The organism is Qipengyuania triglochinis, from assembly GCF_054655615.1.
Genome location: NZ_BAAHND010000002.1, coordinates 327,447 through 345,349 on the forward strand (window position 1 = coordinate 327,447; position 17,903 = coordinate 345,349).

The 17,903-nt window shown below is 61.0% G+C and carries 19 protein-coding genes; 6 read left to right on the plus strand and 13 right to left on the minus strand.

The annotated features are described in order from the left end of the window. Positions 1 to 57 precede the first annotated feature (57 nt). Together ACYQ0G_RS07785 and ACYQ0G_RS07790 are read right to left on the minus strand one after the other, a co-directional pair. Positions 58 to 954 (minus strand): hypothetical protein, encoded by an 897-nt coding sequence (locus ACYQ0G_RS07785; protein ID WP_460101386.1) that lies wholly within the window; start codon positions 952 to 954, stop codon positions 58 to 60. A gap of 4 nt (positions 955 to 958) precedes the next feature. Further along, the gene (locus ACYQ0G_RS07790; protein ID WP_460101388.1) at positions 959 to 2,017 is read right to left on the minus strand and encodes a ribonucleotide-diphosphate reductase subunit beta; all 1,059 of its coding nucleotides are present in this window, start codon (positions 2,015 to 2,017) and stop codon (positions 959 to 961) included. Between the two features lie 203 nt (positions 2,018 to 2,220). On the opposite strand from ACYQ0G_RS07790, the gene ACYQ0G_RS07795 reads away from it, so the two are divergent. Both ACYQ0G_RS07795 and ACYQ0G_RS07800 read left to right on the plus strand, forming a co-directional pair. Further along, entirely contained in the window at positions 2,221 to 2,631 is a 411-nt protein-coding gene (locus tag ACYQ0G_RS07795) for a hypothetical protein (protein ID WP_460101390.1), read from the plus strand. Between the two features lie 265 nt (positions 2,632 to 2,896). Then, complete coding sequence (locus ACYQ0G_RS07800; protein WP_460101392.1) at positions 2,897 to 3,136, plus strand: DUF2171 domain-containing protein; 240 nt, start codon at positions 2,897 to 2,899, stop codon at positions 3,134 to 3,136. A 94-nt stretch (positions 3,137 to 3,230) separates the two neighbouring features. Here ACYQ0G_RS07800 and ACYQ0G_RS07805 read toward each other — a convergent pair whose 3' ends face one another. The 4 genes from ACYQ0G_RS07805 to nadB form a co-directional block, all read right to left on the minus strand. Beyond that, positions 3,231 to 5,273, minus strand: a complete 2,043-nt coding sequence (locus tag ACYQ0G_RS07805; RefSeq protein ID WP_460101393.1) for a ribonucleoside-diphosphate reductase subunit alpha — start codon at positions 5,271 to 5,273, stop codon at positions 3,231 to 3,233. Between the two features lie 579 nt (positions 5,274 to 5,852). Next, complete coding sequence (locus ACYQ0G_RS07810; protein ID WP_460101395.1) at positions 5,853 to 6,746, minus strand: alpha/beta fold hydrolase; 894 nt, start codon at positions 6,744 to 6,746, stop codon at positions 5,853 to 5,855. 105 nt (positions 6,747 to 6,851) lie between these two features. Then, positions 6,852 to 7,688, minus strand: a complete 837-nt coding sequence (locus tag ACYQ0G_RS07815; RefSeq protein ID WP_460101397.1) for a GGDEF domain-containing protein — start codon at positions 7,686 to 7,688, stop codon at positions 6,852 to 6,854. 50 nt (positions 7,689 to 7,738) lie between these two features. Continuing rightward, positions 7,739 to 9,322 (minus strand): L-aspartate oxidase, encoded by a 1,584-nt coding sequence (gene nadB, locus ACYQ0G_RS07820; protein WP_460101398.1) that lies wholly within the window; start codon positions 9,320 to 9,322, stop codon positions 7,739 to 7,741. Positions 9,323 to 9,464: 142 nt separating this feature from the next. Between nadB and ACYQ0G_RS07825 the strand changes: the two genes are divergently transcribed. After that, entirely contained in the window at positions 9,465 to 9,653 is a 189-nt protein-coding gene (locus tag ACYQ0G_RS07825) for a hypothetical protein (protein ID WP_460101400.1), read from the plus strand. A gap of 20 nt (positions 9,654 to 9,673) precedes the next feature. Here the strand turns inward: ACYQ0G_RS07825 and ACYQ0G_RS07830 are convergent, their stop codons facing one another. Continuing rightward, positions 9,674 to 10,612, minus strand: a complete 939-nt coding sequence (locus tag ACYQ0G_RS07830; RefSeq protein WP_460101402.1) for an ABC transporter ATP-binding protein — start codon at positions 10,610 to 10,612, stop codon at positions 9,674 to 9,676. Positions 10,613 to 10,665: 53 nt separating this feature from the next. Between ACYQ0G_RS07830 and ACYQ0G_RS07835 the strand changes: the two genes are divergently transcribed. From ACYQ0G_RS07835 to ACYQ0G_RS07845, 3 genes are all read left to right on the plus strand, one after another. After that, the gene (locus tag ACYQ0G_RS07835) at positions 10,666 to 10,926 is read left to right on the plus strand and encodes a zinc-finger domain-containing protein (RefSeq protein WP_460101404.1); all 261 of its coding nucleotides are present in this window, start codon (positions 10,666 to 10,668) and stop codon (positions 10,924 to 10,926) included. A gap of 78 nt (positions 10,927 to 11,004) precedes the next feature. Then, entirely contained in the window at positions 11,005 to 12,432 is a 1,428-nt protein-coding gene (tldD, locus tag ACYQ0G_RS07840) for a metalloprotease TldD (RefSeq protein WP_460101406.1), read from the plus strand. Between the two features lie 84 nt (positions 12,433 to 12,516). Next, entirely contained in the window at positions 12,517 to 12,930 is a 414-nt protein-coding gene (locus tag ACYQ0G_RS07845; protein ID WP_460101408.1) for a hypothetical protein, read from the plus strand. Positions 12,931 to 12,935: 5 nt separating this feature from the next. On the opposite strand, the gene ACYQ0G_RS07850 is transcribed toward ACYQ0G_RS07845, so the two are convergent. The 6 genes from ACYQ0G_RS07850 to ACYQ0G_RS07875 all read right to left on the minus strand — a co-directional run bounded on the left by ACYQ0G_RS07850 (position 12,936) and on the right by ACYQ0G_RS07875 (position 17,847). Next, positions 12,936 to 13,901 (minus strand): serine hydrolase domain-containing protein, encoded by a 966-nt coding sequence (locus ACYQ0G_RS07850; protein ID WP_460101410.1) that lies wholly within the window; start codon positions 13,899 to 13,901, stop codon positions 12,936 to 12,938. Positions 13,902 to 13,939: 38 nt separating this feature from the next. Then, positions 13,940 to 14,587: an endonuclease III domain-containing protein gene (locus ACYQ0G_RS07855; protein ID WP_460101411.1), complete on the minus strand. Its 648-nt coding sequence runs from the start codon at positions 14,585 to 14,587 to the stop codon at positions 13,940 to 13,942. A gap of 3 nt (positions 14,588 to 14,590) precedes the next feature. After that, on the minus strand, positions 14,591 to 15,742 hold the full coding sequence (locus tag ACYQ0G_RS07860; RefSeq protein ID WP_460101412.1) for an alkene reductase: 1,152 nt from the start codon (positions 15,740 to 15,742) through the stop codon (positions 14,591 to 14,593). Positions 15,743 to 15,844: 102 nt separating this feature from the next. Next, the gene (locus ACYQ0G_RS07865) at positions 15,845 to 16,183 is read right to left on the minus strand and encodes a YrhK family protein (protein WP_460102800.1); all 339 of its coding nucleotides are present in this window, start codon (positions 16,181 to 16,183) and stop codon (positions 15,845 to 15,847) included. Further along, positions 16,116 to 16,886 (minus strand): endonuclease III domain-containing protein, encoded by a 771-nt coding sequence (locus ACYQ0G_RS07870; protein WP_460101414.1) that lies wholly within the window; start codon positions 16,884 to 16,886, stop codon positions 16,116 to 16,118. Before ACYQ0G_RS07870 ends, ACYQ0G_RS07865 begins: the two co-directional genes overlap by 68 nt. Then, positions 16,840 to 17,847, minus strand: a complete 1,008-nt coding sequence (locus ACYQ0G_RS07875) for a zinc-dependent alcohol dehydrogenase family protein (RefSeq protein WP_460101416.1) — start codon at positions 17,845 to 17,847, stop codon at positions 16,840 to 16,842. Before ACYQ0G_RS07875 ends, ACYQ0G_RS07870 begins: the two co-directional genes overlap by 47 nt. Positions 17,848 to 17,903: the final 56 nt, after the last annotated feature.

Below are 17,903 nucleotides of genomic sequence, written 5' to 3' on the forward strand. Positions count from 1 at the left end.
GATACCTTCTCGGATTGGTCTGGAATTTTTCCGCCGTTCCTCTGCTGAAAGGTACGACTACTTATCGAAGGCCAATGCCATGATAGCTTCTTCGGCATACCGACGCTGAAATTTGAGATAGGCTACCAGAGAAAAAACTGAAAGGCTCGACAACGCCATCCATTCTATAAAACCTGCGCCTCGTCCGGTCCCATTGTCGGTAAGACCTAGAGGCCAAGTTGAGCAAAAGAAGTAGATGATGGAATAGATTATCACAAACCATGACGATGCGAGAAAGATAAAGGACAAGCTTCGGAATAACCCGGCTATTACCAAGTAATTATACATCCTCGGCACCGCGCTAGGGCACTGATTTATGACAAAATATTCCAGTGATTTATACCAACGCGTGTCTGACCGTACGCTACCACCAACAATAACATCTTTCGTGTATTTCTTCTTCGCCAAATCAAAGGCTTCCGGCGGAATTCTTGTATCTAGGTAACCGAAAATGCCTGATTTATATAAAATTAAATAGTGGACGAAATTTGGAGTATGGAAAATTGCCCTTACGAGTGCTGACACTAAAGCGTTTTCCTTACGTGTCCTGCGCAACCGCCTCGAGAACATTTCTTTTAAGTCAGAGTTACGTTTCGCTTTAGTTGTTCTCATTGAAACGATGATCGCAGTACTCATTTTCCCGAGAAACCTGTCTACAGATTTTTCGATCATTAAACTGCTTAGAAAAGCGATGATGTGGCCGAAGATGTAAACGCCAACTAGGATTGTGAGCCCCCGCACCACCTCCAGCGTCACTTGTTCGGTTTCATTTATGACAAAAGCAGGGAGCGGGACGCCAACGGGATGGATGAAGTAACGATATAAAAAGGGGAGAGCAAAAAGCCCTCCCCCAAAATAAACCACCAAGTCGTAATTGGCGAACGGCGGCCGACCGATGCCCTTTAGCGCATCCACCGAGCTACTCCGCCGCCACAACCTCTTCACCTTCACCGAACAGACCCGGGCCGTCGTCGGCAGCGTCTTCTTCGTTCGCGGCCTTGGCTTTGCGGCGCTTGTCGAAGCTCGACCACACGTCGTTCCATTCGCCCTTGGTCGCGCCCTTGGAATATTCGGTCGCGCGCTGTTCGAAGAAGTTGGCATGTTCCACGCCGTTCAGCAGCGGCGCGAGCCAGGGCAGCGGGTGATCTTCGACCATGTAGATCGGATCGAGGTTGAGCTGGCCCAGGCGCCAGTCGGCGATGTAGCGGATATACTTCTTGATATCCTTGGGCGTCATGCCGTGCACGGGGCCCATTTCGAAGGCGAGGTCGATGAAGTTATCCTCCAGCCGCACCGTCTTCTGGCAGATATCGATAATGTCTTCCTTGACCGCCTTGGTCAGGCAATCGCGTTCACGCACGAATTCGTGGAACATGCGGATGATGCCTTCGCAGTGCAGCGATTCGTCGCGCACCGACCAGCTGACGATCTGGCCCATGCCCTTCATCTTGTTGAAGCGGGGGAAGTTCATCAGCATGGCGAAGCTGGCGAACAGCTGCATGCCTTCGGTAAAGGCGCCGAACATGGCCAGCGTGCGGGCGATGTCCTCATCGCTGTCGACGCCGAACTGCTGCATGTAATTGTGCTTTTCCGCCATCTCCTCATATTCGAGGAAGGCCGAATATTCGCTTTCGGGCATGCCGATCGTGTCGAGCAGGTGCGAATAGGCGGCGATGTGCACCGTCTCCATGTTGGAGAAGGAGGTCAGCATCATCTTCACTTCGGTGGGCTTGAACACGCGGCCGTATTTCTCGTGATAGCAATCCTGCACCTCGATGTCGGCCTGGGTGAAGAAGCGGAAGATCTGGGTGAGCAGGTTACGCTCGTGCTCGGACAGCTTCTGCGCCCAGTCGCGGCAATCCTCGCCCAGCGGCACTTCTTCGGGCAGCCAGTGCACCTGCTGCTGACGCTTCCAGAACTCGTAGGCCCAGGGGTATTCGAACGGCTTGTAGGTCTTGCGGGCTTCGAGCAACGACATCTTGTGTCTCCGGATCTGCGTGTGAACGACTCATATAGGGAATCAGACCTGAGATTCGAAGGCAAGAGGGGATGATTCGGTGGGGATAAGAAAGGGGTAACTTTTAATGCGCGCGATTTAGGGCCGAAAGCGCCCCGTGCGCGCGACGAATGGCGGAACGCGATGGCGCGGCGAACCGTTGATCGGGCAAAGGAGAATTTCTCATGGGACAGTACGAACCCGAAGACAGCCGCGACGTCACGCTCAACGACGGGCACGAACCCGGCGGCATCAAGCGCACCGGTCCGCGCGAAGGCGAAAGCCGCCAGCAGGAACAGCAGCAGCAGGGCGAGGGCGCACAGCCCGGCGACCAGCAGCAGGCGCTCGACGCGCAGGTCGGCGGCCCGCGCCCGGAATATGACCAGTACGAGGTCAACCAGGCCGGCAATATTAACGCCCAGGCCGAGCAGGCGCAGCCCGGTTACGGCAACGCCCGCGACGAAGAAGGCCATATGGAAAAGGAAGCCGCCAAGGGTGCCGAAGCCGAGAAGGACAAGGCCAAGCCCGGTGAAACCTCTTCCCGGCCCGATGAGCGCGCTGAAGCGGATGCCCAGCGCCCGCTCGGCAAGGACTGACAGCTAACGATTTTCGGGGGCAGGCGGACAAGTCCGGTTTTCCCCTTTTGCGGGCTTGTCTCGCATTACCCCGGCGCCCCGTCCCTCAAAGGCGGGGCGTCAATTTATGTGCAGCACATGTGCGGTGCAGAGGCTGGGGAAGGGGGGCGCAAGCCGGTAATCGGGCCAAAGCCAACAGGGCGTTCCTCAGCCGAGGTGGGCCGTGGACCTAAGGTGCGATCCACCCGTTGATTAGACATAAGCACTTTAAAGAAAAGAGAAATTTATGTTTGAGAAGCTACGCATCAAGGAACACATGGAAATCGTCGATTCGAAGGGCCAGCACGTTGGCACCGTCGACGAGACGCAGGACGACGCGATTAAGCTGACGAAGTCGGACAGCAGCGACGACATGCACCATTTCATCAAGCTGGATAGCGTCGACCGTATCGACGATAACCGCATCTATCTGAAGGAAGGCACCCGCCTCCCCGAAGGTCTCGGCAACAAGGCAGTGATGTCCTAAGCGACACCGGCCAGACCGAAGAACGAAAAGCCCCGCTCTCCACATCGGAGGGCGGGGCTTTCGCTTGTCTGAGCTAAATGAACCTGAGCACAGCTTACTGGCAGGCGAGGCATTCCTCGTAATCGGTCTGCTCGGCGCCGGCGGCCAGTTCGTATTTCGCGGCGTCGGCGGTGTTGTCCGCTTCCACGCCGCCGGCAAAACCGGCGCGCTGCACGCTCTTCGAGCGGAGGTAATAGAGCGACTTGATACCCTTTTCCCATGCCTGGAAGTGAAGCATCATCAGGTCCCACTTGTCGACATCGGCCGGAATGAACAGGTTCAGCGACTGGGCCTGATCGATGTAGGGCGCGCGGTCGCCCGCGAATTCGAGCAGCCAGCGCTGGTCGATTTCGAAGCTGGTCTTGAAAGTGGCCTTTTCCTCCGGCGTCAGGAAATCGAGGTGCTGGACGCTGCCGCCCTTTTCGAGGATCGAATTCCAGATCGCGGTGGAGTTCTTGCTCTTCTTGTCGAGCAGCTTTTCCAGATAGGGGTTCTTCACCACGAAGCTGCCCGAGAGCGTCTTGTGAGTGTAGATGTTCGCCGGGATCGGTTCGATGCAGGCGCTGGTGCCGCCGCAAATGATGCTGATCGACGCGGTCGGCGCGATCGCCATCTTGCAGCTGAAGCGTTCCATCGCGCCCATCTCTTCGGCATCGGGGCAGGCGCCGCGTTCCTGCGCCAGCACCATCGATGCTTCGGAAGCCTTGGACTGGATGTGCTTGAACATCTTCAGGTTCCAGACCTTGGCCATCGGGCTTTCGAAGCCGATGCCCTTCTGCTGGAGGAAGGAGTGGAAGCCCATCACGCCGAGGCCCACACTGCGTTCGCGTTCGGCGCTGTAGCGTGCGCGTGCCATTTCATCGGGCGCGCGGTCGATATAGTTCTGCAGCACGTTGTCGAGGAAGCGCATGACGTCCTCGATGAACTGCTTGTCCGCGTTCCATTCGTCCCACTTCTCGATGTTGAGCGAGGACAGGCAGCACACGGCGGTGCGATCGTTGCCGAGGTGGTCGATACCGGTCGGCAGGGTGATTTCGGCGCATAGGTTCGAGGTGGAGACCTTGAGGCCCAGCTCGCGGTGATGCTTCGGCATCATCCGGTTCACCGTGTCGGAGAAGACGATGTAGGGCTCGCCGGTGGCGAGGCGCGTTTCGACCAGCTTCTGGAACAGGCCGCGCGCGTCCACCGTCTTGCGGACGCTGCCGTCCTTCGGGCTTATGAGGTCGAATTCCTCGCCATTGCGGACCGCTTCCATGAAGGCATCGGTCAGCAGCACGCCGTGATGCAGGTTCAGCGCCTTGCGGTTGAAATCGCCCGAGGGTTTACGAATTTCGAGGAATTCCTCGATTTCCGGGTGAGTCACGTCGATGTAGCAGGCGGCCGAACCGCGGCGCAGCGAGCCCTGGCTGATGGCGAGCGTGAGGCTGTCCATCACGCGGACGAAGGGGATGATCCCGCTGGTCTTGCCGTTGAGGCCGACAGGTTCGCCGATGCCGCGGACATTGCCCCAATAGGTGCCGATGCCGCCGCCCTTCGAGGCGAGCCAGACGTTCTCGTTCCAGGTGTTCACGATGCCGTCGAGGCTGTCGGATACCGAGTTGAGATAGCAAGAGATCGGCAGGCCGCGCTGGGTGCCGCCGTTCGACAGCACGGGCGTTGCGGGCATGAACCACAGCCTGGAAATGTAATCGTACAGCCGCTGGGCATGATCGGCATCGTCGGCGAAAGCATCGGCAACGCGGGCGAACAGATCCTGATAGCTTTCGCCGGGCAGCAGGTAGCGATCTTCCAGCGTTTCCTTGCCGAAAGCGGTCAGCAGATCGTCGCGGCTGCTGTCCGTCTTCACGTCGAACCGGCGGTCGAGCACTTTCTTGCTGTCTTCCTTGACCGAAGCCTTGGCGACTTCGGCCATGGCGCCTGCCATTGCCTGTCCGGCCTTCTCGGCGACGAGCTCTTCGCTGCCCTGATCCTGCTTCGCCATGTTCATTGCCTTATCGGTTTTGGCGGATTCGGTGTTGGCGGGCGCCGTGTCTTCGGCCGCATCCTGCGTGTCCAGATCGAGTCCCATCGCCGCTTCGTCTCCGCCTTTGAAATCCATTGAGCCCACCGTTCCGTTTGTTCGTTGCCGGCCGGGTCGAGGCCCCGCCGTTCGCTATGTGTTCGAGTCGGCGAACTGCCGTCCCGCCTAGCACCGGGAGCCATGGGACGGGGCGAAAACTTCTCCCCTTTTTTCTCCACAGACCGGCTGGGAACTGCCCTCCACTCCATATGGGGAGAAAGGCGCTCAAAGCTAGGTCTTGTGGGTACCCCCGGGCAACCGACCACTAAATAGTGAATCAGTCGGGACTCGGGCGCAAGGGGGGTAATCGAAATTTAAGCTCGATTGAGGGTGCCATTGCGACGCTTTGCACACGCTGCCGGGCAGCGACGCGTGGACCAAGCTGGACTGCGCGGTTTCGCAAGCCCAAAAATGAAGGCGTGTAAAAAAATTGGCGGGCAAAAATTATGCTGCCGGCTTGCGGCGAAATCGAATCCGTACGCGCAATTTTGGAATCGACGGCTATGCGCCAGTCACCGCAATGACGCTGCGGCTTGCGGGCCGGAACAGGTTTCCCGCCAGGCCCGAATCACCCGGTAAGGGATGACTCGAGGCCTAGTCGCGAAGCTTTAGACGGCGTCAGGCGGCGACCGCTGCCTTGGCGTGCGCGGCGATCTCGCCCGCCACCTCATCCACCAGGTCGAGCGGCAGATCATGGCCCCAGCCGGGGATCGTCTTAAGCTTGGCGCCCGGAATATGCTTTGCCGTATCGCGCCCGCCTTCGCAGGGCACCAGCGGATCGGCTTCGCCATGGAGCACCAGCGTCGGGACCGCGATGGTGCGAATCATCTTGCTGCGGTCGCCATCCGCCACGATGGCCGACAGGTGCCGGGTCGGCCCCTCGGGATAATAGCTGCGGCGCACGCCTGCCCGTGCGCGCTCGCGCAGCCGGTCTTCGCTCGTCGGATAGCCGGGCGAACCTATCGTGCGCGCCAGCATGACGCCGTGATCCACCAGCGCCTCTTCCTCATCGCTCTTGGGCCGCGTCACCAGCGCCTGCAACGCTTCCTTCTTGGCGGAGGGGAGCTTCGGATTGCCCGTGGTGGAAAAGACCTGCGTGAAGCTTAGGCACCGTTCGGGATATTTGGCCGCAACATGCTGGGCAATCATCCCGCCCATGCTGGCGCCGACGATATGCGCCTTGTCGATCCCCAAAGCATCGAGCAGGCCCACGGCATCCGCCGCCATGTCGGCCAGCGTATAAGGCACCCGCGGGGTGATGCCGAACTTGTTCAGCAGCGTCATCCAGATGATGCCGGGCGCCCGCTGCCCATCCAGTTTCTGGCTGAGACCGATGTCGCGATTGTCATAACGTATGACGCGAAAGCCCTGACCGACCAGCTCATCGACCAGTTCGTCGGGCCATAAAGTCAGCTGCGCCCCGAAGCCCATGATGAGCAGCATCGCAGGAGCAGACGGATCGCCCTGCTCTTCGTAGTGAATCTCGATCCCGTTCGCTTGGGCTTTCGGCACGTCGTTCTCCCTCGGCTTCGGGTGGCGCCCCTGGCCACGCCGGATAGGTGGAACGGTGTGCGTCAGGACGGGAGACTATGCAAATCTCTCGTCCAACTGCCGCAGCTATTCGGCCTCGGCCCGCAGGCGCTTTTCCCGGTAGAGCGCTTCGTCCGCGCGCTTGATAACGGCCTCGAACTGGCCGGCGTCATCCGCATCGACCATTGTCAGGCCGAAGGAGAAGGAAACCCGCTCGCCCTCCACGTCTGCCAAGGGCCGCCAGCGCATCGAATAGCGGAGCCGGTCGAGAAGATAGGCCGCTTCTTCCACAGTGCAGCCGGGGAAGAAGATCACGAATTCGTCTCCGCCCCAGCGTGCCACGAGCTCCCCGCCCGACATGCTGGTAGCGAGGCGCTGCGCCATTGCCCGCAGGACCCGGTCGCCCTGCAAATGGCCGTGGACATCGTTGACGCGCTTGAAATTGTCGCCATCGAGAATGGCCAGCGCGCCCTGAACCTCGCTGCGCTTTTCCAGCGCTTCGAGAAAGCCCCGGCGGTTGGCGAGCCCGGTCAGGCTATCGGTGGTGGCCAGGCCTTCCAGCGCATTCAGGCGCTTCGCCGTGGACCGGACAGCGTGAGCCACGGATTCGAGCAGTTCGCCCGCCATATCGCGCCCGCCGACGGGCACGGGACGGTCGAGATCACCATCCCGTAATGCGCGCAGTGATCGCGTGGCCTCTCCGACAGGCGACAACAGCCCCCAGATACCCAGTATGCCCAAGGCACTTCCGATCACGGTCGCCACCAGCAGGACGAGAAAGATACTCCACTGCCATTCCCCGCGAATGGCCGCGAAGATCAGAAATGCGGCGAGCGGCACGTGCACCGAGCCGAAGCACAGCGTGAACATGCGCGCCGCATAGCTGCGGGGAAACAGAAACGAGGTTGCCTTGTAGAATCGCATCGCCCGTCCCTTAAGGCGCTTCGCCAAGCTGCGAAAGTAAGGGTATCCGCTCAGGGAATAAGCACGGTGTCCCGCGCCACGCTGTCCGTTTCGGGATAGTCGAGGATGAATTGCAGCCCGCGGCTTTCGTGCCGCTTCAGCGCGCTGCTGACGATCAGGTCGGCGCATTCGAGCAGATTGCGCAATTCGATGAGATCGGTGGTCACGCGGAAGTGGCCGTAATAATCCTCTACCTCGCCGCGCAGCATGCGGATGCGATGGGCGGCGCGTTCGAGGCGCTTGGTGGTGCGCACGATGCCGACATAGTTCCACATGAAGCGGCGGATTTCGGTCCAGTTCTGCTTGATCACCACTTCCTCGTCGGAATCGGTCACGCGGCTTTCATCCCACGGCAGGATGGCGGGCGGATCGTCGAGCTTGTCCCAGCATTCCAGGATATCCCTGGCCGCCGCCTCGCCGAACACGAAGCATTCGAGCAGGCTGTTGGAAGCAAGGCGGTTGGCGCCGTGAAGCCCGCTTTCGGTGCATTCTCCCGCAGCCCACAGGCCTGGCAGATCGGTCTTGGCGTCGAGCCCGATCTTCACCCCGCCGCAGGTATAATGCTGCGCGGGCACGACCGGAATCGGCCCCTTAGTCATGTCGATACCGAGGCCGAGCAGCTTCTCGTGGATCGTGGGGAAATGCTCTTTCACGAATTCGGGTGGCTGATGGCTGATGTCGAGATGGACGTAATCGAGGCCATAACGCTTGATCTGATCGTCATTGGCGCGCGCCACGATGTCGCGCGGGGCAAGCTCCATGCGCTCGGGATCGTATTTTTCCATGTAACGCTCACCTGTCACCGGGTTGAGCAACCGCCCGCCTTCGCCGCGTACCGCTTCGGTGATGAGGAAGTTCTTCACTTCGAGATTGTAAAGGCAGGTTGGGTGGAACTGCATCATCTCCATGTTGGAGACGCGCGCCCCGGCCCGCCACGCCATGGCGATGCCGTCGCCCGTCGCGCCGCGCGGTGCGGTGGAGAACAGATAGACGCGCCCCGCCCCGCCAGCCGCCAGCACGGTCGCCCGTGCGACATGCGCCACGACCTTGCCGCTCTTCTCATCCAGCGCATAGGCGCCCCAGACCCGGCCCGATCCCGAATAATCCTGCTGGTTGCGCCCGGTGATGAGATCGACGCAGCTCTGGTGCGGCAGCAGGGTGATATTCGGATTTTCCTCAGCCGCCTTGAGCAGGGCGGCCTGCACCGCCCAGCCGGTGGCATCGTTCACATGCACGATGCGGCGGTGCGAATGCCCGCCTTCCCGTGTGAGGTGTAGATCGCCTTCCTCGCGATTGAAGGGCACGCCAAGTTCGCACAAACGATCGATCGCGGCCGGTGCGCGTTCGATGACGTATTCCACCGTTTCCAGATCATTGAGGCCAGCGCCCGCCACCATCGTGTCGCGAATGTGATTCTCGAACGTGTCGCCCGTGTCGAGCACGGCGGCGATGCCGCCCTGCGCCCAGGCGGTTGATCCGCTGTCGAGCTTGCCCTTGGCCAGCACCAGCACCTTCTTGGTCTGCGCCAGTTCGAGCGCGGCAGTAAGGCCGGCGGCGCCGGATCCTATCACGAGGACGTCGTAAGCTTCGGTCATGGGGCTGTCATGGCGGGGACTTCGCACCGCGGCAAGCACAGAACGATTCGCCGAAATATGGTTAAATTGGGGCCACGGAACGCTATGGAGCGAGTCGACAGGGAATCGTGGGGGCGCACGGGATCTTGGAGGGTCTGGAATTATGAAAGTGGGTCTGCTCGCCTGCGCCTTCGGGCGTCACTCTGTCGATGTTGCAAACAAGCGCAAGGCCGGCGGCATGCATGTGGGCAAATGCGCCTGCTGCAAAACCCCCATGGAAGAGATCGAACCCAATGTCTGGGAAGTGCTTCAGGTGAAGGACGCCGGGCTGGGCCGCCGCCACTTCGGCTGAAGAATGAGATGGGGCGCGGGTCAGCCCGCGCCCGTCAGCTGCACGAAAACATCTTCCAGATCGGCTTCGCGGGTGGTGACATCCTCGATCGCGTAACCATGCGACTGCACTAGGGCGAGGACCTGTCCCGCGCTGGTCTTGTCACGATCATAAGTGATGTCGAGCCGCCGTTCGCCCACCACTTCGGCCTTTAGGAAGGCTTCTTCCATGATCGGTCCGCCGAGATCCTTGTCCACGCTGACGGACACGATCTTCTCGCGCGCCATGCCCACCAGTTCGCGGGTCGGCTTGTTGGCGATGAGTTCGCCGTGATTGATGATAGCGATGCGGTCGCATAATTGCTCCGCCTCTTCGAGATAATGCGTGGTCAGCACCACGGTCACGCCTTCGGAATTCAGTTCCTGCACCAGTTCCCACAACTGGCGGCGCAATTCCACGTCGACGCCCGCGGTCGGTTCGTCCAGCACCAGGATCGGCGGTGAATGGACCATGGCCTTGGCGATCAGTAGGCGGCGCTTCATCCCGCCCGACAGCGTGCGGGCATAGGCATCGCGTTTTTCCGAAAGATGCACGGCAGCAAGCAGGTCCTCGCTGCGGCGGTCCGCCTTGGGAATGCCATAGAAGCCGCCCTGGTTTTCCAGCACTTCGAAGGGCGTGAAGAAGGGATCGAAGACGATTTCCTGCGGGACGATGCCGATCGACCGTTTGGCATTGCGCGGATTGCCATCGGTATCGAAGCCCCAGATCTCCGCACTGCCGCTCGTCTTGCGGACGAGGCCCGCCAAGATATTGATGATCGTCGACTTGCCCGCGCCATTGGGGCCGAGGAGGCCGAACACGCCGCCTTGGGGCACATCGAAGCTCACGCCCTTCAGCGCCAGCTTGCCCTCGTCTCCCGGGCCGCTGGGATCATACCGTTTGACGAGATTGTCGATGCGAATTGCAGGAGGTGTGGTCATGGGCATGCCCTAGGCGCTTGAGCGGTTCGAAAAAACCCATTATCGGCACTGCCATGAGTCTGCCCCCACCCGAAGTGTCCAAGGTCCTCACGCGCCGCGTGTGGTGCGACGGCGCAACCGACATCCGCAGCGGCAAGAATTACAAGCCTTCCGCGCTCGGCCATCCCAAGATCTATCTCGAGATAGACGAGCACGGCTATGTCGATTGCGGCTATTGCGACCGGCGCTTCGTGCTGGAAGGCGGCCCGGCCGACGGCGTCGATCAGTCACAGTTGCGGGACATTTCCGAAGGCGCCGATCCGGGCCACCCGTAACTCTTCTAAAAATCCATCATCGCAAGCGGCGCCGCGTAAGAGGGTGACGAGGCGCATGTTCGTGCCTATCTCCCCTCCATGACCGAACCGCTTTCCGATCCGCTCGCCCTTGTTTATGGCAACAAGCTGACGCCCGAAGAGGCGCAGGCGCTGACCGCCAAATTGCTGGCCCCGTGCGACGATGGCGAGCTTTACCTCCAGTTCATCGCCTCGGAAGCGTTCGGGTTCGACGATGGCCGCCTGAAGACCGCCGATTACAGCCGAGATTCGGGCTTCGGCCTGCGCGGTGTATCGGGCGAGACGACCGGCTTTGCCCATGCGAACGAGGTCAGCGCCGCAGCAATCACGCGCGCCGGGGAAACGCTCAAGCTGCTCGATGCCACGAGCCAGCCTCTTGCCGCCCCGCCCGAGCGGACCAATCGACATCTTTACACCGATCTTTGCCCGCTCGACCTCGTGCCGTTCGAGGAAAAGGTCGCGCTGCTGGAAAAGATCGACGCTGTCGCACGGGCGAAGGATCCGCGCGTGGCGCAGGTTTCCGCCAGCCTGCTGGCAAACTGGAGCGTGATCGAGATCGTGCGGCCCGATGGGCATATCGCGCGCGATATCCGGCCGCTGGTGCGTCTCAACATCCAGGTCGTCGCCGAACAGAACGGGCGGCGCGAAACCGGTTTCTATGGCCTTGGCGGCCGCTATCTTTACGATCGGCTGTTCGACGAGGGCGCATGGATGCGCGGGATCGACGAGGCCGTGCGCCAGGCGCTGGTCAATCTGGACAGCATAGCTGCCCCGGCCGGGGAACAGACCGTACTGCTCGGCCCCGGATGGCCGGGAGTTCTGCTGCATGAAGCCGTCGGCCACGGGCTGGAAGGCGATTTCAACCGCAAGGGCACCAGCGCCTTTTCGGGCCGCATCGGCGAACGGGTCGCCGCTCCCGGCGTGACGGTGGTGGACGATGGCAGCATGGCCGAACGGCGCGGTTCGCTGAGCATCGATGACGAAGGCACGCCGACGCGCGAAACCGTGCTCATCGAGGATGGCATCCTGAAGGGCTATATGCAGGACCGCCTCAATGCGCGGCTGATGGGCGTGGAAGCGACCGGCAATGGTCGCCGAGAAAGCTATCAGCATGCCCCCATGCCGCGCATGACCAACACTTTCATGCAGAGCGGGAATGACGATCCGGCCGAACTGCTCAGCCGCGTTGACGACGGTATCTACGCCACCAGCTTCGGCGGCGGCCAGGTCGATATCACCAGCGGCAAGTTCGTCTTCGCCTGCACCGAGGCCTACAAGGTCGAGAAGGGCAAGATCGTCGCCCCGATCAAGGGCGCCACGCTGATCGGCGACGGGCCAAGCGTGCTCACGCGTGTACGGGGCATCGGCAATGACATGACGCTGGATGAAGGCATCGGCATCTGCGGCAAGGGCGGACAGAGCGTACCCGCCGGCGTGGGCCAGCCGACCCTGCTGATCGACGGCATTACCGTCGGCGGCACCGGCTGATCGTCGCAGCAAGAAGGCAACTCATCGCCGGTTCAGGCGTTGGATAGTACAAGGCCGGGGTTGGGCTAAACTGGAGAAACGATCATGCTGAAACGTCTTGTCCTTACCGCCGCCGCCATCGGAGCGCTGGCCGCACCTGTCGCCGCGCAGGCGGAAGACCCGGTTGCTCCGACACGCGGCGAAGCGAAGCTGGCGAAAATGCTCGAAGGACGTGTTGCGGGTGAGCCTGAGCGATGCATCCCAACCATAGGATCGCGCTCCCTGACTCAGATTGATGATACCGCCCTTGTTTATCGCAGTGGGGATACGATTTGGGTCAACTATACCCGTACACCCGAAGCGATCGATAACAGCGACTATCTCGTGATAGAACGGTTCAACTCAATGTCGCTATGTCGTACAGATCAGGTTCGTACCGTTACGAGGAGCGGCAACTTTACCTCGGGCGTCATCTTCCTGGACGACTTCGTCCCTTATCGCAAAGTCGAGGAAGGCTGATCCTGCTAGTCCGGTGAGAGCGCGGCAAGCCACTCGTCACGCGCTGCCTGCATCGGTGCCCAATCCCCGGTCGCGGTCATGGCTGCAAACCCGCTGTCACTAACCGGATCGTAAATGGCGATGGATTTGTAAGGTCCGTTACTGCCGGTCTGCCATGACCATATCGATCCTTCGTGCTCATGGATGCGGCCACCCAGCGCGTAATTTTCTTCTGGAGTGGCAACACTCGTCAGCTGGTTAAGCGCTCGGGCCGAGAGCCCACCTTTATAAGTGAAGCGCAATAACCCGATCAGGTCCAGCGGGCGCGATGCCAGCCCGCCGGCACATTGCAGGAAACCGGGCATCGGCATGGCATCCTCGGTAGGGATTTGGCCTCCTTCGCCCAATTGACGCGAGAAGACTTCGCTGTGTTCCATCCCTGCCGGGCGCAGCACAAGCCTTTGCAACAGGGTCTCCAGTTTTTCCCGCGAAGCCCGTTCAAGAACAGCTTGCACCACGATCCAGTTGACGTGATCATAAGCAAAGGCTTCTCCCGGCGCTCTGGCCAGATCACCTGCCACGAAGCGGCGGATTGCTTCGGTCGGTTCCGCTATTGCAAGCGTACCCTGCAAATCCTCTCGTACGGCGGGCATGAGCCCATCGTGTAGCCCGCTCCGATTCTGGAGCACCTGACGCAAGGTTACTTGTCCTGCTTCGCCCAATTCGAGATCGGGCAGGAGAGCGGCGATAGGCGCATCGAGCTCCAGCCGACCCTGATCGGCCAAGGACAGCGCAGCCACGCTGCATGCAAACTTGGCGATCGAACCGGCCTGAAAAGTTGCGCCAGATGTCACATCACCGATGTCTCCGCGGTCAAACTGGCCATCGGACAGTGTGGCGTAAGTGTATGCCGGAGGCGCATCCTGCGCGCTGGACGGGGTGGTGACGAGGCATAGGGCAAGGCCTGCCAGAATAGCTTCAAACCAGTTCATCCTCGGTGGGCTATCGCCCGTAAGGACGCTTGTCGAGTTCAACTCTCAACTGAATACCGCTCGCATAAGTGGCTGACAGGGCACGTTTCACATTTTGGCGCGCGTGCGGTGCAGATGGCTTTGCCGAACTGGATAAGCCAGAAATGGCCGTCGTACAGCGCCCATTGCGGGGAGCGCTCCTCCAGTTGCTGCGCTGTCTTGTCGGCTGTCTTCGCGTGGGTCATACCGATGCGATTGCAGACCCGGTGCACATGGGTGTCAACCGCGATCACATCCTTCCCGAAGGTGAAGCTGAGCAGGATGTCGGCGCATTTTCTTCCGATCCCGGGCAGGCCCATGAGGCCGCTGCGGGTATCGGGGACCTTGCCGCCATGCTGTGCCAGTAACGCCTCGCAAAAACGCCGGATCGACCGGGTCTTGTTGTTGTAGAGACCGCACGGCTTGATCGCTGCGGCAATGTCCCGGTCGTCCAGTTCCAGCATCGCCTCGGGCGTCGTGGCGAGGGCGAACAGCGCCTCGCTCGCCCTCGCCGTATTGCGGTCGAGCGACTGGGCCGAAAGCATGCAGGAAATGCACGAGCGAAAGGCATCGGGCTGCCCTTTCGGGCCCCTGGCACCCGGCGTTCGCCCCGGCATTTCCTGCGCGATGATGCGATAGACATCCTCGATTTGTGCTTCCGTCAGCAAGGATCAGGCCGGGAGCGGATCGTCCACCTGTTGGAGCGAAGGGTAGTCCGTATAGCCTTCCGCACCGCCGCCGTAGAAGGTGGACTCGTCAGGCTTATTATAAGGGCCGTCCTGCGCGATCCGTTCCGGCAGATCGGGATTGGCCAGGAACAGCCGCCCGAAGGTGACCGCGTCGGCATGGCCATCGTCAATCCATTGCGCCGCTTCATCGGGCTCGAAGTTGCCATTGGCGATGAACGGGCCATCGAAGGCAGCGCGCATCGTGTGCAGGATCGTATCCCCACTTTCATCCTTGCCCTCACCCGTATGCGAATTGGGGCGGATGACATGCAGATAGGCAAGGCCGCGCCCGGCAAGCGCCTTGGCTGCTGCGGGATAGGTTTCCTCCGGATTGGCATCTTCCGTACCACCGGGGCCACCCTGCGGCGAAAGGCGAACGCCGACGCGATCTGCGGGCAGAACGTCGCACACGGCATCCACCACCTCGCGCATCAGGCGCAGGCGATTGTCGAGGCTGCCGCCATAGTTATCGTCGCGGTCATTGGTCGCGGAGCGGATGAACTGGTCGATGAGGTAATTGTTGGCGCAATGCACCTCGACCCCGTCGAAGCCCGCCTCGGCAGCGCATTTGGCGGCGTGGCGGAAATCTTCGATCAGGCCCGGGATTTCGTCGGTACGCAAAGCGCGCGCCTCTTCGAACGGAACTTGGGGGCTATCCTCGTGCCGGTCTCCCACGAAGGCCTCGCCCTCGGGTGTCCAGGCAGAGGCGGAAACGGGCTTGCCTCCATCGGGCTGGAACACCGAATGGCTGATCGCGCCGACATGCCAGAGCTGGCAGAAGATGCGGCCACCGGCTTCGTGGACGGCGTCGGTTACAACCTTCCAGCTTTCGACTTGGCTGTCGGTGAAGATGCCGGGCGTCCAGGCATATCCTTGCCCCTGCTTGCTGATCTGCGTGGCTTCGCCCACGATCAGCCCGGCCCCTGCCCGCTGCGCATAATAAAGCGCGTGAAGCCCGGTTTGCTCGTTGGTCTTAGCTTCCGAACGGCTGCGCGTCAGCGGGGCCATGAAAATACGGTTCTTCGCTTCAAAGGCACCGATGGTAACAGGCTCGAACAGCGGCTTCAGATCGGCGTTTTCGGTTGTGATCGACATGATATCTCCAGAAAGATGTTTAGCCGATCAACGGCTGAGCGAGCCGCCGCGTTCCTTAGCAACCAGGGCAACAGTCGCAGGCCTGCCCCGGTTGATGTACAATCAATCCGCGCGGTCTTCTTCCCACCGCCTGATGCCGGGAAGGCTGACCAAGAATTCGCCCAATGCGCCGATGAACATCAGCGCACTTCCCCCGATGAACAGCCAGACCCCGACAGTTTCGAGCGAACTGAAGCTGGGGAGGAAGAGGATGCTTCCCACAACGAAGGTCAGATTCCCGATCATGCCGATCCCGCGGTGAATCCAGCCGAAGTCATGGAGGAGCGTTTGTAGAAATTCGCGAATGGGTACTCTCCCGTCTTTCGTTTTTGTTTTATCCGGACCGTGCCATACCGGTCTTGCAGAATGATTGGGCCGGACAGGCCGCGCACTGCGGCACAGCGGGCCGACACCATGTCTGGCCGAGCTTTTTCATCAGCAGGTGATGCTCGTCGAAATCGGCCCCGCTCCATTCCTCGGGCATGACAGGCATGATCGCACTGAAAGCCTTGTCGGTATTCGCCTTGGGCGGCACCAACCCCATGCGTTGCAGAATACGCGTATGGTGGCTGTCGAGAACGATAGCCCGCCGATCCAGCGTGGACGCATTCATCACCCCGGCGGCGATCTTGCGCCCTATGCCCGGCAGCTGCTCCAGCCATTGCATGGCGCCCAGCGTATCCATCTTGGCCAGATGCGACAGATCGACCGCTCCGCGCCGCTCGACCAGCGCGCTCAGGCTGGCTTTCAAACGCTCCGCCGCCACATTGGGATAGGTTTGCGTGGCCAGTTCCGCCTGCAATTCTTCCAGCGGCGCCTCGGCCACAGCCTCGAAAGACCCATAGCGCCTTAGCAGCCGGTCGGTCGCGGCGTTGGAGACTTCGGACTTGGTACGGGCGCCGATGACGCCCTGCACCAACACCCATTCGGGCCGTCGCCACTCCGCCGCTGCCCGCTCGATCCGCCCGAACCGCTGGATCAGCAGCGCCTGCAGAACTCGCAGGGTTTCGGTGCGCGGATCGGGGCCCAGATCGAGCAGGTTCACGGCGGCAGACGCCTCAGATTTCGATGGCAATCTTGCCGAGATGGCTGCCGCTTTCTTCATGGCGGAACGCATCCGCCAGCTTTTCGAGCGGGAATCGGTCGCTAATCTGCGGCTTCAGGCCATTGGCATCGATCGCTTCTATCATGCGCTGCTGCATGACCCGGCTACCGACGGTCAGGCCCTGCAGACGGCCCATCTTGCGCATCAGCGCCGCCGTTTGGACCTCGCCAGACTGGCCTGTCAGAATGCCGATCAGATGGATGTGGCCGCCGGGGCGGATCGCGGCGATCGACTGATTGACCGTTCCCGGTCCGCCCACTTCTATGACGTGATCGACACCCTTGCCATCGGTCCAATCGAAGGCGGCATCGCCCCATTCTTCGCAGGACTTGTAATTGATGGTGTGATCGGCACCCAGATCGCGGACAGTCTTGAGCTTTTTATCCGAGCTGGACGTGGCAATGACCTTCGCCCCGGCGGCCTTGGCGAACAGCAGCGCGAAGAGCGAGACGCCTCCCGTACCCTGGACCAGCACGGTCTGGCCGGGGACCAGCTTTCCATCCTCCATCAGGGCGCGCCACGCCGTAAGCCCGGCGCAGGGCAGCGTCGCCGCTTCCACGAAGTCGAGCGATTTGGGGGCATGCGTAAAGGCACTGGTCCCCTTGGTGACCATTTCACGGGCAAAGCCATCGATGCCGTCACCGGGGGTGGTTTCGAAGCTGCCGAGAGGGGGCGCGCCTCTCTCCCACTGCGGGAAGAAAGTCGAGATAACGCGGTCACCGACAGCGAATTCCTCCACTCCCTCGCCAACGGCAACGACTTCGCCGGCACCGTCGGACAACGGAATGCGCTTGTCGTCGGTCGGGATCATGCCGGCGACCACGGCGTAATCGTGGAAATTGAGCGAGGACGCGTGAAGCTTCACCGTGATCTCGCCCGCAGCAGGGCTATCGGGTTCGGCGATGTCCACCACTTCGAGACTATCGAGGCTGGCGGGGTTGCGGACGCGGACGGCTTTCATAAGAGGGTCTCCATTGAGAAGGGGTTTTCCTTCGCAACGGACCACTGCACGCTTGG

Excerpts from the sequence above, each read along its gene's own strand:
- ACYQ0G_RS07790 (WP_460101388.1), bottom strand. The coding sequence starts at position 2,017 with ATGTCGTTGCTCGAAGCCCGCAAGACCTACAAGCCGTTCGAATACCCC.
- ACYQ0G_RS07795 (WP_460101390.1), top strand. The coding sequence starts at position 2,221 with ATGGGACAGTACGAACCCGAAGACAGCCGCGACGTCACGCTCAACGAC.
- ACYQ0G_RS07800 (WP_460101392.1), top strand. The coding sequence starts at position 2,897 with ATGTTTGAGAAGCTACGCATCAAGGAACACATGGAAATCGTCGATTCG.
- ACYQ0G_RS07805 (WP_460101393.1), bottom strand. The coding sequence starts at position 5,273 with ATGGATTTCAAAGGCGGAGACGAAGCGGCGATGGGACTCGATCTGGAC.
- ACYQ0G_RS07815 (WP_460101397.1), bottom strand. The coding sequence starts at position 7,688 with ATGCGATTCTACAAGGCAACCTCGTTTCTGTTTCCCCGCAGCTATGCG.
- nadB (WP_460101398.1), bottom strand. The coding sequence starts at position 9,322 with ATGACCGAAGCTTACGACGTCCTCGTGATAGGATCCGGCGCCGCCGGC.
- ACYQ0G_RS07825 (WP_460101400.1), top strand. The coding sequence starts at position 9,465 with ATGAAAGTGGGTCTGCTCGCCTGCGCCTTCGGGCGTCACTCTGTCGAT.
- ACYQ0G_RS07830 (WP_460101402.1), bottom strand. The coding sequence starts at position 10,612 with ATGACCACACCTCCTGCAATTCGCATCGACAATCTCGTCAAACGGTAT.
- ACYQ0G_RS07835 (WP_460101404.1), top strand. The coding sequence starts at position 10,666 with ATGAGTCTGCCCCCACCCGAAGTGTCCAAGGTCCTCACGCGCCGCGTG.
- tldD (WP_460101406.1), top strand. The coding sequence starts at position 11,005 with ATGACCGAACCGCTTTCCGATCCGCTCGCCCTTGTTTATGGCAACAAG.
- ACYQ0G_RS07845 (WP_460101408.1), top strand. The coding sequence starts at position 12,517 with ATGCTGAAACGTCTTGTCCTTACCGCCGCCGCCATCGGAGCGCTGGCC.
- ACYQ0G_RS07850 (WP_460101410.1), bottom strand. The coding sequence starts at position 13,901 with ATGAACTGGTTTGAAGCTATTCTGGCAGGCCTTGCCCTATGCCTCGTC.
- ACYQ0G_RS07860 (WP_460101412.1), bottom strand. The coding sequence starts at position 15,742 with ATGTCGATCACAACCGAAAACGCCGATCTGAAGCCGCTGTTCGAGCCT.
- ACYQ0G_RS07870 (WP_460101414.1), bottom strand. The coding sequence starts at position 16,886 with ATGAAGAAAGCGGCAGCCATCTCGGCAAGATTGCCATCGAAATCTGAG.
- ACYQ0G_RS07875 (WP_460101416.1), bottom strand. The coding sequence starts at position 17,847 with ATGAAAGCCGTCCGCGTCCGCAACCCCGCCAGCCTCGATAGTCTCGAA.